The following is a 13119-nucleotide window of genomic DNA, read 5'->3' as shown; positions in this document are numbered from 1 at the left end:
TCTGTGTTAAGGAATAAGCATGGAACCCACTCTCGAACAAACCGCCGCCCAGCTCCGTTGTCCGCATGGCGAGATGGGCAGGGCGTTCGGCCAAGCCATGAATTTGCGCAATCTTTCGCTGATTGTGAACGCGTTTTCCACGCTGGGTTTGAACGACGGCGACCGCGTTCTCGAATTGGGCTACGGCAACGGCGGTTTGCTGGGGTATGTGTTGTCGCTGGCGGCGCGGCTGCACTATACGGGCGTGGAAACTTCGCCTTTGATGCACGAAGAAGCCGTGGCATTTAACCAAGCCTTTATCAACGCGGGGCTTGCCGATTACCATCTGTATAATGGCGCGGAATTGCCGTTTGCCGACCATGCGTTCGACAAAATCATCAGCGTCAATACGCTTTATTTTTGGGAGCATCCGGCGGCGTTAATGGAAGAAACCTGCCGCGTGCTCAAAACCGGCGGGCGTTTGTGCCTGAGTTTTTGCGGGAAAAACTTTATGCAGACGCTGCCGTTTTGCGCTTACGGGTTTACGCTTTACGAACCGCATGATGTTGTGGCGCTGACCCGCGGCCTGCCTTTGCGCCTGTGCTTTCAGACGGCCAGACAGGATAAGGCCGTGGATAAAAGCGGCAATCTGACCGACCGCATTTATATGGAAATGTTGTTTGAAAAAACGGCATAATGTCATGTTTTTCAAACAGGCGTTTTGATGTTCAAGAGGCCGTCTGAAAAAGCACAGACAAAAAAGAAGGAGCAGAATCGAATGAATCTTTGGGAGCAATACCAAGCCGACAAAGCCCAAAAGAAGGGCATGTATTTCCCGCGCGAAGCCGCCGCCGATTTGGGCGTGAGCGAAGGTGCGCTGATGGCCGACGCGCCGGAAACGGTTTACCTCGGCGGCAAAAACCATGTACGCGACATCGTGTTGAAACTGCACACGCTGGGTTTGGTGCAGTGCATTGTGCGCAACAGCGTGTGCGTGCACGAAAAGCAGGGCGTGTATGAAAACGTGAGTATGGCGCCGACTTCGGGCATCGCCGTGAACGTAGGCGGCATCGACCTGCGGATTTTCCCGGCGCACTGGCATCATGTGCTGGCCGTTACCAACCGCGACGGCGAAAAAGTGTCCCGTTCGATTCAGTTTTACGACGAATTCGGCGTATCCGTGCAGAAAGTCTTTATGCGCGAAGAGGGTAAAGAAGCCGAGTGGCAGGCTTTGCTCGACGCGTTCCGCACCGAAGGCAAGCCTGCATTCCAAACCGGCGAATTGCCGCCCGTAACCGCCACGCCCGCATTGCCGTCTGAAAAAGAAGCCGCGTTTCAAGAGCGTTGGAACGAATTGAAAGACGTGCACCACTTCGGCGGCCTGTTGGAAACATTCAATCTCGACCGCCAAACCGCCTACCGCCACGCCCCCGAAGGCGCAACCAAGCTGCTGAACCACGACGCATGGCAGCAAGTGCTCGAAGCCGCCCGCGACCGCGGCATCGAAATCATGATTTTCGCCGGCAACCGCGGCCTCGTGCAGATTCAGACAGGCAAAGTGCACAACGTCGTGCGCACCCGCGGCTACCTCAACGTGCTCGACGGCAAAGAAGAAGGCTTCAGCATGCACCTGAAAGACGACGAAATCGTAGAAACTTGGGTCGTGCGCCGCCCGATACGCGACGGCTTTGTTACCTGTGTGGAAGGCTTCGACAACCGCCGCAAAACCGTGATTCAGATTTTCGGCAGAAGGCAGGAAGGCGAGCCGGAACTCGAAGCATGGCGCGAGATTACCGATAAGCTGCTGGCAGGTTGATGCTTGGTAAGGTTTTCAGACAGGCATCGAGGCCGTCTGAATCAACACGCCGTATCGTAGGGCGGGCATCCTTGCCCGCCGCATTTGGGCTTAAGTTTTTCGGGTACATGGCGGGCAGGGATGCCCGCCCTACAACAGCATGAAGTCTTAACCAAACCTCTCAGACGGCCTCCACCATACACCGAAGGCCGTCTGAAACTCCCATATCCAAAAAGGAAAAACACATGAAAAAAACCATCTTCACCGCCGCCGTATTGTGCGCCGCCCTGCAAACCGCTTACGCCCAACGCATCGTCGTGATGTCGCCCGACGTGGCCGATATCGTTGTCGCACTGGGCGCCACCAACGAAATCGTTGCCCGCGACCAAACTGTTCAAAACCCCATATTGAAAAGCAAGCCCAGCATCGGTATCCACCGCCAATTAACCGTCGAGCCGATTATCGCCGCCAAACCCGACGTGGCCATCGGTTCGTGGATGGTGCAGCCGGCCACCATTTTCGCCAACTTGAAAAAAGCCGGTGTCAATGCCGTGAACGTCGCCCCCGACGACAGCATTGCCGCCTACCCGCAAAGCATCCGCGCCGTGGGCAAACTGATTAACAAAACCGCCCAAGCAGACGTATTGGCAGGCAAATGGCAGGCCGAGATGAAACAGCAGCCGCAAAACGGCAAACGCTATCTCTTCAGCTACGACGGCCGCATCGTCGCCGGTAAAAACACCGCTGCCGACGAAATCATCAAACGCGCAGGCGGCATCAACGCGGCAGCCAACCTCGACGGCATGAAACCGCTCAACCGCGAAGCATGGATCGCCGCCAAACCTGATGTGATCATCATCGCCGACCACCACGAAAAACTGATCGGCGGCACCAAACAATTCGCCGCCCGTCCTGAAGTCGCCGGCAGCAACGCCGCCAAAAACGGCAAGATTTACCTATGGAAAGCCAACGATATGTTCCGCTACGGCTTGGATACGCCGCAGGTTGTGAAGAAGTTGAACGGGTTGGCGAAATAAGGCGGCCGGTTTTCAGACGGCCTTGATTAACCTTAGAGAAGAGGCCGTCTGAAAAGGCAGTTTGGAAATTTGAATGGTGCTACACCAAGTAGGGCGGGCATCTCTGCCCGCCCTACGGTTTGGTTTCGGGTGGAAAGATTGCAGGAATATTGTTGTATCAAGCCGGTTTGCGTTGCGAAGATTTAAGCCCTTCGGAACCTTCGTTAAAAGCATCTGCCGATTAGTATTTGGCGTTAACCAGTCTGCCGTTTTGATAAACTTTTTGCTGCATCAGATTGCCGTTGTAGGCATAAGTGGTCAGCGTGCCGTTTTCAGGATGGGCGTGGAAATCAAGCAGGCGGTTGCGCGGCAATGTGTAAGGGTCGGTGCGTTTTCTGCTGTTGTCGTAATAAAAATCCTGCACGATATATTCGTTGCTGCGTTTGCTGATCAGCTGTCGGTAAAAACCGCCTTGAACCGGCTGGTTGCCGGCGTTGCCGCGGCTGTCGAAATAAGTGACGATTTGCTCTTCAACCACATTCACGCCGGACGGGTTGCGGTTACGGTCGATGCCCACGGGAATATTGATGGACGTGCCTAAGCCGACATGGCGGCCGATATTGGTGCCGACGCCCAAGCCGACCGACATTCCGGGCGTGCCCACCGTACAGGCGGACAGGGCAGACACAAGCACTCCGGCAAGTAAAATGTTTTTCATGATTCGTCCTTAAATAAAGCGCTAAAACAAACAGATATTATCAGTATATCGGTATTTGCACTTGCATATTGTTAGAGATGGTAAAGAAAGAGGCCGTCTGAAAAGGCTTGTGTCGGTATTTCAGACGGCCTCAAACCAAACCGGCAGCCGATATGAAACCGCGATAAATATTGTCGCGAAAAGGCTTCATATCAGATGCACCATGCGTGCGAAAACAGCGCAAAACCGGCTTTTCCATTTGATTTCAACATTTTTATAAAATGCTGTCTGTTTGTTGCAATTGCCTGTCTTTACACAATAAAACCTTTACTATATATTGCCCATTGAACCGGTGCGCCATACTGCATGGCGGCCGTTTGTCCGAAATATCAAACCGACGGAAGCCTGCGCACCAACCTGCGGCTTCCCGTATTCCAAGAGGAGATGCACAATGAGTACTAATCCCGCAGAACGCGTACAGCACGAAGGCCTGCGCGCCAAGATTATGTCGGCTGACCAAGCGGCCGAGTTTGTTCAAAACGGCATGACCGTAGGCATCAGCGGCTTTACCGGTGCCGGTTATCCCAAAGCCCTGCCCACCGCCATTGCCGAGCGTGCCAAAGCCGCTCATGCGCGTGGCGAGGAATTTGCCATCGGTATGATTACCGGTGCTTCTACCGCGCCGGAGTGCGACGGCGTATTGGCTGCCGCAAACTGCGTCAGCTTCCGCAACCCGTTCCAATCCGACCCCGGCATCCGCAACAGCATCAACGCAGGCAATATCTTCTATCAAGATATGCACCTTTCTCACGTCGAGCAGCAAATCCGCAACGGCTTCTACGGCGAAATGCAGCTGGCCATCATTGAAGCCACCGGCATTACCGCCGACGGCAAAATCATTCCGGCTATGGGTATCGGCCACTGTAACGAAGTGTTGAAAGCGGCCAAACACGTTATCATCGAAGTGAACGCCAAACAAAACCCCTTGCTCGAAACCATGCACGACGTGTATTTCGACGTAGGCACACCGCCCAACCGCCAACCGATTCCGCTGGTAAAACCCGACGACCGCATCGGCACGCATTATCTGGAATGCGATTTGGACAAAATCGTTGCCATCGTGCTGACCGACGCATTCGACCGCAACAGCAAGTTTGCCGACCCCGATGAAAACTCCAAACGCATCGCCGCGCAAATCATTGACTTCTTCTCGCACGAAGTAAAAGCAGGCCGCCTGCCTGCCAACCTGCTGCCGCTGCAATCCGGCGTGGGTAACGTAGCCAACGCGGTATTGGCCGGTTTGATGGATGCGCCGTTTGACAACCTGACCGGCTACACCGAAGTGTTGCAAGACGGTATGTTGGATTTGATCATTGCCGGCAAAATGAAATCTGCGTCTGCAACCGCACTGTCGTTCAGCCCCGATGCCCTGCAACGCTTTAACGACAATATCGAGTTCCTGCGCGACAAAATCGTATTGCGCCCGATGGAAATCACCAACAACCCCGAGTTGATCCGCCGTTTGGGCGTAATCGGCATGAATGCCATGATCGAAGCCGATATTTACGGTAACGTAAACTCCACTCATGTGATGGGTACGAAAATGATGAACGGTATCGGCGGTTCGGGCGACTTTACCCGCAATGCCTTCTTCTCGTTCTTCGTCAGCCCGTCGGTAGCCAAAGACGGCGCCATTTCCTGCATCGTGCCGATGGTTTCCCACCACGACCACACCGAGCACGACGTGATGTTTATCGTGACCGAGCAGGGTATGGCCGACTTGCGCGGCAAAGCACCCCGCCAACGTGCCAAGTTGATTATCGAGAACTGTGCGCATCCTGATTACCGCGACATGCTGCGCGACTACTTCGACCGCGCCGAAAAAGCAGGCGGTCTGCACACGCCGCACATGCTGAGCGAAGCCTTGTCTTGGCATCAGCGTTTTGTTGAAACCGGCGACATGCGCGTCAAATAATACCGATTCGGTAAGAAGCCTTTTTGCACCAAGCTGCAAAAAGGCTTTTGACTTTTTTAGTTGACTGGAGATTGATGTTTGGCATATGGTTTTAGCGAAGCTCGCGTAGCTCGTTTTAGCGAAGCTCACATAGTTCGCTTTCAGACGGCCTCTCGGTGAAAGCGGCGTAAAATCCATAATCACTTAAATAAAATTAACGGTATCTGACTGTTTTTATTCAATCGCTAACTTAAATCTGTATTGAATAATCGGATTTCAATGCCATATCCAAACAGGCAGTAAGAAAATTTTTTAACCATTATCAGGAGGCAGTAAACCATGAAACAAGATTTCGAACAGCAAAAAGACGAATTGATGAAAGAAATCCGTTCCGTATTGAGCGATGTTGAAGAGTTGTACAACACCGGTGTTGAAGCCGGCACCGAAGAAGCCAAAGCTTTGAAAGTGAAACTGCAAGACAAATTGAGCGCTGCTAAGGCTAAATTCTATGATTTCGAAGATCAGGCTGCGAGAAAAGTGAAAAACACTGCCAAGCAAGCTGACGAGCTGATTCAAGACAAACCTTACTACGCTATGGGTTTTGCGGCATTGGCCGGTTTGGTGGTAGGCGTTTTGTTAAACCGCCGTTAATCTACCGGTTAGAGGCCGTCTGAAAAAATTCAGACGGCCTTTCATTGCCCCGCTGTATTGACGGATGCAATGAAACAAAACAAATAAAATATGACACACCATATCATTCACACAACGACACCTGTATTTGGTTTATGTGTGGTTCAGACGGCCTTTAAAAGGACATCAGTATGAATATAAAAAGAAATTTCAACCATTTCCAAATATTATTGAACCAAGGCGTTGATTTGCTGCTGCTGCGTTTGCGTATGCTGCATTTGGATTTGAGCGATCAAGCCGGTTGTGTGATGAGAATTTTTGCCGTTATCGTGCTGATTGGTGCTTTGTTTGCCTTAAGCATCGTCAGCTTGCTGCTGGGCTTGAACCATGTGTTGAGCGATGAAGCGAAGATTTGGGTGTTTTTCGGTATTTCCGGCGTGTGCCTGTTGAGCATAATTATCATGGCGGCGTGGGCGGTATCGTCTTGGAAGCACAAAAACTCACAGATAGCCGCCACCTTGCGCGACATGCAGGAAGACATCGCTTATTTGAGCGGCGCCGTAAAACAAACCGCACACACAGCAGGAGAAAAAGATGCCAACACGATCTGAACAACGCAAACTTTTACAAATGCAGGCGGAGCTGGCCCGTTTGAAAATCACAGCCGAGCATTTGAAAACCCGCAAAGCCAAAGAGCAGGACAACTTTTTTGAAAACAGCTTGAGCACCGTCGTCAGCTTGGCAGATGCCGTTCCTTCCGGCAATATGCTGTTCAAAACCTTCTTTTTGCCCTTGAGCTGGAAATACCGCATCATTACCGGCATGGCATTGGCCGCATGGAAATTTTCGCGTTTGACTTCTAAAAAACGCTGATGCACTGAAGCCGGATAAATAAGAGGCCGTCTGAAATTTTCAGACGGCCTCTTATCTTGATGGGTGCAGCTTTATTTCAATACTTCCGCAAAAGCATCGGCCACATAATCAATGTTCGATTCGTTTAGCCCCGCCACACACATGCGGCCGGAGCCGACGAGGTAAACGGCAAACTCGTCTTGCAGGCGCTGCACTTGTTCGGGTGTTAAACCGGTGTAGCTGAACATGCCGCGCTGGGTGATGAAATAATCGAAGTTTTTACCCGGCACTTTGCGCGTCAGCACATCGTACAGCTTTTGGCGCATGGCGCGGATGCGGTCGCGCATGGCATACACTTCGCTTTGCCATTGTGCCGACAGCTCCGGCGTGTTCATCACGTCGGCAGCCACATAGCCGCCGTGCGCGGGCGGGCTGGAATAAATGCGGCGCACGGTAAATTTCAGTTGGCCGAACACCAACGCGGCTTCTTCCTCATTCGGGCACACCACCGACAAGCCGCCTACGCGTTCGCCGTAGAGCGACATATTTTTTGAAAACGAATTGCTCACAAACAGCGGCAAGCCCATCTGCACGGCTTTGCGGATAGCGTAGGCATCGCTGTCCAAATCATCGCCGAAGCCCTGATAAGCCATATCCATAAACGGAATCAGCTTGCGCGTTTGCACGATTTCCAGCACAGCATCCCATTGCGCGGCGGTTAAATCCACGCCGGTGGGGTTGTGGCAGCACGGATGCAGAATCAAAATGCTGTGTTCGGGCAGATGCAGTAAAAACGCCAGCATTTCTTCAAATTGCACACCGCCGGTGGCCGGGTCGTAATACGGATAAGTGCCGACTTCAAAGCCCGCACCTTCAAAAATGCTCTTGTGGTTATCCCAAGTCGGGTTGCTCACATACACTTTGGCGTTCGGAAACCAGCGGTGCAGAAAATCCGCGCCTACTTTCAACGCGCCCGAACCGCCGAGCGTTTGGATGGTGGCGATACGGTTTTCCTGCAAAGCGGGGTTGGTTGCGCCGAAGAGCAGGTTTTGCACGGCGCGGCGGAATGCGTCCAAACCTTCCATCGGCAGATAGGGGCGCGGCAGGGCGGTGGCGGCGCGTTTTACTTCGGCTTGGCGCACGGAATCAAGCACGGGCAGTTTGCCGTTTTCGTCGAAATAAATGCCGATACTGAGGTTGACCTTATGGGCGCGCGGGTCGTTGTTGAAGGTTTCGACCAAACTGAGAATCGGGTCGCCGGGGTAGAATGCAACGTGCTGAAACATTTTGGATTTCCTATGTAGAGAAAACGGATTGGCCTGCTGCAGGCAAAACGCTGAGGCGTGTGTTTTTGCTCTGCAAGCTGTTGTTCAATCGGATTTTGGCACAAAGGCGCATTGCTTACAATTGAGGCCGTCTGAAAAGCCGAAGCGTTTTCAGACGGCCTCAATATGATAAGATGCCCGCATCTTTCGATTTCGGATGATCACTCTATGTGGCGGTATATTTTTCAGCGTCTGCTTTTGCTGGTGCCCACGCTGCTGGGCATCTTGGCGGTAACGTTTGCCGTGATCCAGTTCGTGCCCGGCGGGCCGGTGGAGCAGATGGTGCAGCAGCTCACGCAAAGCGGAGTAGGCGGCGAAACGGCGGCTCAGTCAGCGGGAGCATTGAAGCGCGGTGGCGGTTTGAGTGCCGACGATATGGCCGCGCTGAATGCTTTATACGGTTTCGACAAGCCGCCGCTTACGCGCTTTTTCGACATGGTATCGCGGTTTGCCCGTTTTGATTTAGGCGAGAGTTTTTTCCATCATCAAACGGTGCTGGAATTGGTGAAAGAAAAAATGCCGGTGTCGATGAGCTTGGGCTTGTGGACGTTTTTTCTGACTTATCTGATTTGTATCCCGCTGGGCATTGCCAAAGCGGTGCGCGACGGTTCGCGGTTTGATGCGGTATCGGGCATCGTGATTTTGGTCGGCTACACCATTCCGCCGTTTGTGTTGGGTTTGGTATTGCTGGTGTTGTTCGGCGGCGGCAGCTTTTTCGCATGGTTTCCGCAGGGCGGTTTGGTGAGCGATGATTGGGAAACACTCGGTTGGGGCGCGAAAATAACCGATTATCTGTGGCACATGGCTTTGCCGATTACCGCCTCTGTGGCGGGCAATTTGGCGGTGATGACGGTGCTGACCAAAAATGTGTTTCTCGAAGAAATCCGCCGCCAATATGTCTATACCGCGCGCGCCAAAGGTTTACCGGAAAAGCAGATTTTGATGAAGCACGTGTTTCGCAACGCCATGATTCCGCTGATTACCGGCTTTCCCGCCGCCTTTATCGGTGCATTTTTTACCGGCAGCCTGCTGATTGAAACGCTGTTTTCGCTCGACGGCTTGGGTTTGCTTTCTTATGAAGCGGTGATGAAACGCGATTATCCGGTGGTGATGGGCACGCTGTATGTGTTTACGCTGATGGGTTTGCTGGCGAAGCTGCTGTCGGACATTTCTTATTCGTGGGTGGATCCACGCATTCATTTCGGCGGGCAGAAATAGGTCGGGAAAAGATTTCAGACGGCCTGAATCATTTTAATCGGGAGACAAACCATGATTAAACGTTTAAACGATATTCCTGCAGACAGCCAAAAGCATAAACATGACGGCGCCAAAGTGGTCGGCATGGTATTGCAAGACGACGAGGCGACCAAGAGGCTGGTTATGCACAGTGCCAAACGTGTGGTTTCCGCCCATCAAACAGAATTGAAAAAACTAGCGTATAAATAAAACAGGCCTCCTGAAAATATCGAAGGCCCGTTACTACTAACTACTAAGGCTCAATAGAAAAATGGCACTTATTGCACAGCCAATCTTCAACCAATGACCCGTGAGGAGTAATTGTTACAATTTTTGCAAAATTTACATCGGCAGCTCTAACTCTTAAATCTTCATGAGTGAATGGAAGAGGTACATTTACCATGCCATTTAATAAGACCATATTTTTTTGAGTAACTATACTGTCCTGATACTTAACGGTATATCTAATTAATTTCGTATGGGGACTAATAAGTTTTGGAACCCAATATTCATTAAATTCTTGCCATTCTGTAACAGGATTTCGCATAATTGTTAAGTCGTTGTCTGATCTGTAAAAAAATATGCCTTCGGCTTCATTTTTCAACCATTGTTCAGGTGATGAAGTAGCTAAAATATTATTGATATCTGAAGTATTCATGCAAATACCCCGTTTTCATGGAGAATATTTGCCATTTTTTCCGTGCATTCAGTTCCCACCCTTTGTAAAATGTTACAGTCATTAACTAATTGAGCTGCATTAAGACCGAATGTATAAAAATAAATATAATCAACTACAAAAAATGCTATATTTTTATTATTGTGTCGAAAACTACATTTAAATATTTTTTCTGCATTCAATTGACTAAGAGTTTTACAAATTAAGTGCTCATGTTCAATCAGTTTTTCTTGTTCAGCAACTCTTTTGATAAAAAGAATTTCCAGTCTATTTTCATCTGTATTAATGAAAATGTCGAGAAGATCGTTTGCTATCAAAATAGAAATTGATTTTTCTGTTGTTTCATGGACTTTTATGTAGGCACTTTGAAAGATATTGGCTAATTGCTGCGGTGTAACCAATTGAGGAGTAATCAAATTAGTCATGAGTTTTCCTTTTTAAGATATTGAGTAATGTGCTTGTAAATAGCGTTTGTATGTTAGAATAGTCAACAGTTTTAAACCACCAACAGTTATTCCTTATAACCCGCCCAAAAAGTATCTAGGCTGGATATTATGCAGATTAATGAAAAAATTAAAAAAGTAAGAGAGCTGAATCAACTCACACAAGAAGAGATGGCTATGCAGCTCAATATGTCTACAAATGGTTATGCAAAAATTGAACGTGGTAAAACGCGTTTGAATATTCCCACACTAGAAAAAATTGCCACAGTGTTGGGAATTGATTTGGTTGATTTATTGAGTATTGATGATAAAAGTTTGATTTGTTTGGTAAGTGAAAACAGTCAATATAGTAGTAATTATTATGGTGTGGATAACTCTGCAGAAATAGAAAGAATGCAGTTGATGCTTGACCATAAGGAACAACTGCTTATTCAAAAAGAACGTGAGATTGAGGCATTGAAACTTGCATTATCTGCGTTTCAAAAAACATGATGTTACATATGAGTTACTGAAAGTTAGATTGCTTTAGGCCGTCTGAAAATGTTAGCCCAACTTATTTTCAGACGGCCTTCAAGTGTTCTATTTTAATAATTAAAGATGCAGAAAAATTTTTCTTCCCAAGCATGGCAGGCATTCAAACAACACAAACGCGGCTGGCTGGCTTTGAGGCTGTTGGCCGTATTGTTCGTCATTGCTTTGGCAGCGCCGCTTTGGAGCAACGACAAGCCGTTATGGATACACTACAACGGCCAATATTACTTCCCGCTCGTCAACACCTATCATGAAACCGAGTTCGGCGGCGATTTCGACACGCCCGCCGATTACCTCGACCCTTTGGTGCGGCAAAATATCACTTCCAACAGCAACTACGCCGTGTATCTGCCCAATCCTTACGCCGCCAATACCCTCAACGATTTCGACACGCAGCCAGACCCTGCGAGGCCGTCTGAAACCCATTGGCTCGGCACCGACGACCGCGGGCGCGACGTGTTGGCGCGGTTGGTGTACGGCTTTCGCGATTCGCTGCTGTTTGCACTGGCCTTAACCGCCGTAACCACCCTTATCGGCGTGCTGGCAGGCGCGGTGCAAGGCTATTTCGGCGGCAAGGTCGATTTGGTGATGCAGCGGTTTTTGGAAATCTGGGGCGGGCTGCCCGAGCTTTATTTGCTGATTATCTTATCGTCGTTTTTCAATCCCGGCCTGCTGGTGCTGCTGGTGATTCTGTCGCTGTTCGGCTGGATGGGCTTGTCGGACTATGTGCGCGCCGAGTTTCTCAAAAACCGTCAGGCCGATTATGTGTTGGCGGCGAAAAGCATGGGCGTAGGCAACCGCACGATTATGTGGCGGCACATTTTGCCCAACAGCTTAACGCCGGTGCTGGCGTTTTTACCGTTCCGCATTTCCGGCGCGGTGCTGGCCTTAACCAGCCTCGACTTCCTCGGTTTGGGCGTACCCGCTTCGCAAGCCAGCTTGGGCGAACTGCTGGCGCAAGGCAAAGACAATCTCGACGCATGGTGGATAGGCCTGTCGGCCGTCGGCGCGCTGACGGTGATGCTGTTGCTGCTGGTGATGATAGGCGAAGGGCTGCGGTATGCGTTTGATGTGAGGGCGCGGACATAAAACAGATAAAGGCCATTTCCCTATCAATATTTAAATTTAAAAAAGCATTGATTTTGTATTTCTCTTGGCATATGGAAAGTAATGATGGAAGTAGATAAGTTTAAGGATTTTTTCTGTAATTTTAGAATGTTAAGGGAAAGAGTGATGAATCAATCGGATTTTCAGCAGCAGTTTGTTAAGTTTTATGATGAGTTTAGATGTTTATATGAAAAACAACCTGAGCAGAAAGCAAAAGCTAAGATTGATTATTCTATAAATTTGGATGCTTCTGAATTAAAAAAATTTTTGGATGCTTATCGGGAGAGAGATGATGCCTTATTTCGGGCAGGAATGCAGATGAACCTTTGGCAGTTTGTGAGAATAGGCAGATCGGAGCTGAAAAATTGTGAAGTTTTAGGTTGGTTGATGGACGAAAAAGGCGATCACGGCTTGGGGAAGTGTTTTTTATTGAATCTATTGAAATTTATTGATAAAGAAAACCGCTTGGGTTCGGTAATTGATTATTTAAGATATGAACCTTATGCAACTCAGTTTGAGATTTGTCAATACGGCAACATCTCCGAACGCATAGATATCGTGATAAAAAGCCGAAGCACCTGTTTGTTTTTGGAAGCGAAAGTAGACGCTAATGAGGCAATAAGTCAGCACAACAGCCAATTACGGCGTTACTGGGAACGCTTGAATAAAGAAACGGCATCACAAAAACATTTGCTATTTCTCACGAAAAATAAACAACTTCCACATGATACATTACTGCACGATAAAGTTATTTTGCTTTCTTGGCAGGAGATTGCTAAATGTCTAAGGCAAACAATTGCTTCGTATTCACACTATTCTCCATATCAGCAGGTTATTTTTAACCAATTGGCTAATCACTTTGCATCACTATAAAGGAT

16 protein-coding genes are annotated in these 13119 nt (G+C 49.4%); 12 read left to right on the top strand and 4 right to left on the bottom strand.

Translation table 11 applies throughout. The annotated features are described in order from the left end of the window. Positions 1-19: 19 nt before the first annotated feature. The 3 genes from LVJ85_RS08095 (at position 20) to LVJ85_RS08085 (ending at position 2811) form a co-directional block, all read left to right on the top strand. On the top strand, positions 20-676 hold the full coding sequence (locus LVJ85_RS08095) for a class I SAM-dependent methyltransferase (RefSeq protein ID WP_244738644.1): 657 nt from the start codon (positions 20-22) through the stop codon (positions 674-676). 81 nt (positions 677-757) lie between these two features. Continuing rightward, positions 758-1795 (top strand): ChuX/HutX family heme-like substrate-binding protein, encoded by a 1038-nt coding sequence (locus LVJ85_RS08090; RefSeq protein WP_244738642.1) that lies wholly within the window; start codon positions 758-760, stop codon positions 1793-1795. Between the two features lie 224 nt (positions 1796-2019). Then, positions 2020-2811: a hemin ABC transporter substrate-binding protein gene (locus tag LVJ85_RS08085; RefSeq protein WP_244738640.1), complete on the top strand. Its 792-nt coding sequence runs from the start codon at positions 2020-2022 to the stop codon at positions 2809-2811. A gap of 220 nt (positions 2812-3031) precedes the next feature. Here the strand turns inward: LVJ85_RS08085 and LVJ85_RS08080 are convergent, their stop codons facing one another. Then, positions 3032-3508: a NemA protein gene (locus tag LVJ85_RS08080; protein WP_085362992.1), complete on the bottom strand. Its 477-nt coding sequence runs from the start codon at positions 3506-3508 to the stop codon at positions 3032-3034. 430 nt (positions 3509-3938) lie between these two features. Between LVJ85_RS08080 and LVJ85_RS08075 the strand changes: the two genes are divergently transcribed. From LVJ85_RS08075 to LVJ85_RS08060, 4 genes are all read left to right on the top strand, one after another. Continuing rightward, complete coding sequence (locus LVJ85_RS08075; protein ID WP_085362991.1) at positions 3939-5462, top strand: acetyl-CoA hydrolase/transferase family protein; 1524 nt, start codon at positions 3939-3941, stop codon at positions 5460-5462. A gap of 318 nt (positions 5463-5780) precedes the next feature. Continuing rightward, positions 5781-6092: a YqjD family protein gene (locus LVJ85_RS08070; protein WP_085362990.1), complete on the top strand. Its 312-nt coding sequence runs from the start codon at positions 5781-5783 to the stop codon at positions 6090-6092. A gap of 170 nt (positions 6093-6262) precedes the next feature. Continuing rightward, positions 6263-6682, top strand: a complete 420-nt coding sequence (locus tag LVJ85_RS08065) for a phage holin family protein (RefSeq protein WP_244738637.1) — start codon at positions 6263-6265, stop codon at positions 6680-6682. After that, positions 6666-6944 (top strand): hypothetical protein, encoded by a 279-nt coding sequence (locus tag LVJ85_RS08060; RefSeq protein ID WP_143773790.1) that lies wholly within the window; start codon positions 6666-6668, stop codon positions 6942-6944. The genes LVJ85_RS08065 and LVJ85_RS08060 overlap by 17 nt, the downstream gene beginning before the upstream one ends. A gap of 71 nt (positions 6945-7015) precedes the next feature. On the opposite strand, the gene LVJ85_RS08055 is transcribed toward LVJ85_RS08060, so the two are convergent. After that, positions 7016-8209: an amino acid aminotransferase gene (locus tag LVJ85_RS08055; protein WP_244738634.1), complete on the bottom strand. Its 1194-nt coding sequence runs from the start codon at positions 8207-8209 to the stop codon at positions 7016-7018. Between the two features lie 207 nt (positions 8210-8416). On the opposite strand from LVJ85_RS08055, the gene LVJ85_RS08050 reads away from it, so the two are divergent. Both LVJ85_RS08050 and LVJ85_RS08045 read left to right on the top strand, forming a co-directional pair. Then, positions 8417-9466 carry an ABC transporter permease subunit gene (locus LVJ85_RS08050; RefSeq protein ID WP_244738632.1) on the top strand — a complete coding sequence of 350 codons (1050 nt, stop codon included), beginning with the start codon at positions 8417-8419 and terminating at the stop codon, positions 9464-9466. Between the two features lie 51 nt (positions 9467-9517). Further along, on the top strand, positions 9518-9694 hold the full coding sequence (locus LVJ85_RS08045) for a hypothetical protein (protein WP_244738630.1): 177 nt from the start codon (positions 9518-9520) through the stop codon (positions 9692-9694). A gap of 43 nt (positions 9695-9737) precedes the next feature. Here LVJ85_RS08045 and LVJ85_RS08040 read toward each other — a convergent pair whose 3' ends face one another. Both LVJ85_RS08040 and LVJ85_RS08035 read right to left on the bottom strand, forming a co-directional pair. Continuing rightward, the gene (locus LVJ85_RS08040) at positions 9738-10142 is read right to left on the bottom strand and encodes a hypothetical protein (protein ID WP_244738629.1); all 405 of its coding nucleotides are present in this window, start codon (positions 10140-10142) and stop codon (positions 9738-9740) included. Then, positions 10139-10585, bottom strand: coding sequence for a hypothetical protein (locus LVJ85_RS08035; RefSeq protein ID WP_244738628.1), 447 nt, complete (start codon positions 10583-10585; stop codon positions 10139-10141). The genes LVJ85_RS08040 and LVJ85_RS08035 overlap by 4 nt, the downstream gene beginning before the upstream one ends. A 129-nt stretch (positions 10586-10714) precedes the next feature. Between LVJ85_RS08035 and LVJ85_RS08030 the strand changes: the two genes are divergently transcribed. The 3 genes from LVJ85_RS08030 (at position 10715) to LVJ85_RS08020 (ending at position 13114) form a co-directional block, all read left to right on the top strand. Next, entirely contained in the window at positions 10715-11095 is a 381-nt protein-coding gene (locus LVJ85_RS08030) for a helix-turn-helix domain-containing protein (protein WP_244738627.1), read from the top strand. A gap of 105 nt (positions 11096-11200) precedes the next feature. Further along, on the top strand, positions 11201-12223 hold the full coding sequence (locus LVJ85_RS08025; protein WP_244738626.1) for an ABC transporter permease: 1023 nt from the start codon (positions 11201-11203) through the stop codon (positions 12221-12223). Between the two features lie 81 nt (positions 12224-12304). Further along, positions 12305-13114, top strand: coding sequence for a PD-(D/E)XK nuclease family protein (locus LVJ85_RS08020; protein ID WP_244738623.1), 810 nt, complete (start codon positions 12305-12307; stop codon positions 13112-13114). The last annotated feature ends 5 nt before the right edge of the window (positions 13115-13119 follow it).

The sequence above is a fragment of the Neisseria sp. Dent CA1/247 genome, from assembly GCF_022870825.1.
Classification (GTDB): domain Bacteria; phylum Pseudomonadota; class Gammaproteobacteria; order Burkholderiales; family Neisseriaceae; genus Neisseria; species Neisseria zoodegmatis.
The sequence above is the reverse complement of the archived record's forward strand: the minus strand, read 5'-3'. Positions and strand labels throughout refer to the sequence as shown.

What these genes read in the sequence shown, in the direction of transcription:
- LVJ85_RS08095 (WP_244738644.1), top strand. Translation starts at nt 20, where the DNA reads ATGGAACCCACTCTCGAACAAACCGCCGCCCAGCTCCGTTGTCCGCAT.
- LVJ85_RS08090 (WP_244738642.1), top strand. Translation starts at nt 758, where the DNA reads ATGAATCTTTGGGAGCAATACCAAGCCGACAAAGCCCAAAAGAAGGGC.
- LVJ85_RS08085 (WP_244738640.1), top strand. Translation starts at nt 2,020, where the DNA reads ATGAAAAAAACCATCTTCACCGCCGCCGTATTGTGCGCCGCCCTGCAA.
- LVJ85_RS08080 (WP_085362992.1), bottom strand. Translation starts at nt 3,508, where the DNA reads ATGAAAAACATTTTACTTGCCGGAGTGCTTGTGTCTGCCCTGTCCGCC.
- LVJ85_RS08075 (WP_085362991.1), top strand. Translation starts at nt 3,939, where the DNA reads ATGAGTACTAATCCCGCAGAACGCGTACAGCACGAAGGCCTGCGCGCC.
- LVJ85_RS08070 (WP_085362990.1), top strand. Translation starts at nt 5,781, where the DNA reads ATGAAACAAGATTTCGAACAGCAAAAAGACGAATTGATGAAAGAAATC.
- LVJ85_RS08065 (WP_244738637.1), top strand. Translation starts at nt 6,263, where the DNA reads ATGAATATAAAAAGAAATTTCAACCATTTCCAAATATTATTGAACCAA.
- LVJ85_RS08060 (WP_143773790.1), top strand. Translation starts at nt 6,666, where the DNA reads ATGCCAACACGATCTGAACAACGCAAACTTTTACAAATGCAGGCGGAG.
- LVJ85_RS08055 (WP_244738634.1), bottom strand. Translation starts at nt 8,209, where the DNA reads ATGTTTCAGCACGTTGCATTCTACCCCGGCGACCCGATTCTCAGTTTG.
- LVJ85_RS08050 (WP_244738632.1), top strand. Translation starts at nt 8,417, where the DNA reads ATGTGGCGGTATATTTTTCAGCGTCTGCTTTTGCTGGTGCCCACGCTG.
- LVJ85_RS08045 (WP_244738630.1), top strand. Translation starts at nt 9,518, where the DNA reads ATGATTAAACGTTTAAACGATATTCCTGCAGACAGCCAAAAGCATAAA.
- LVJ85_RS08040 (WP_244738629.1), bottom strand. Translation starts at nt 10,142, where the DNA reads ATGAATACTTCAGATATCAATAATATTTTAGCTACTTCATCACCTGAA.
- LVJ85_RS08035 (WP_244738628.1), bottom strand. Translation starts at nt 10,585, where the DNA reads ATGACTAATTTGATTACTCCTCAATTGGTTACACCGCAGCAATTAGCC.
- LVJ85_RS08030 (WP_244738627.1), top strand. Translation starts at nt 10,715, where the DNA reads ATGCAGATTAATGAAAAAATTAAAAAAGTAAGAGAGCTGAATCAACTC.
- LVJ85_RS08025 (WP_244738626.1), top strand. Translation starts at nt 11,201, where the DNA reads ATGCAGAAAAATTTTTCTTCCCAAGCATGGCAGGCATTCAAACAACAC.
- LVJ85_RS08020 (WP_244738623.1), top strand. Translation starts at nt 12,305, where the DNA reads ATGATGGAAGTAGATAAGTTTAAGGATTTTTTCTGTAATTTTAGAATG.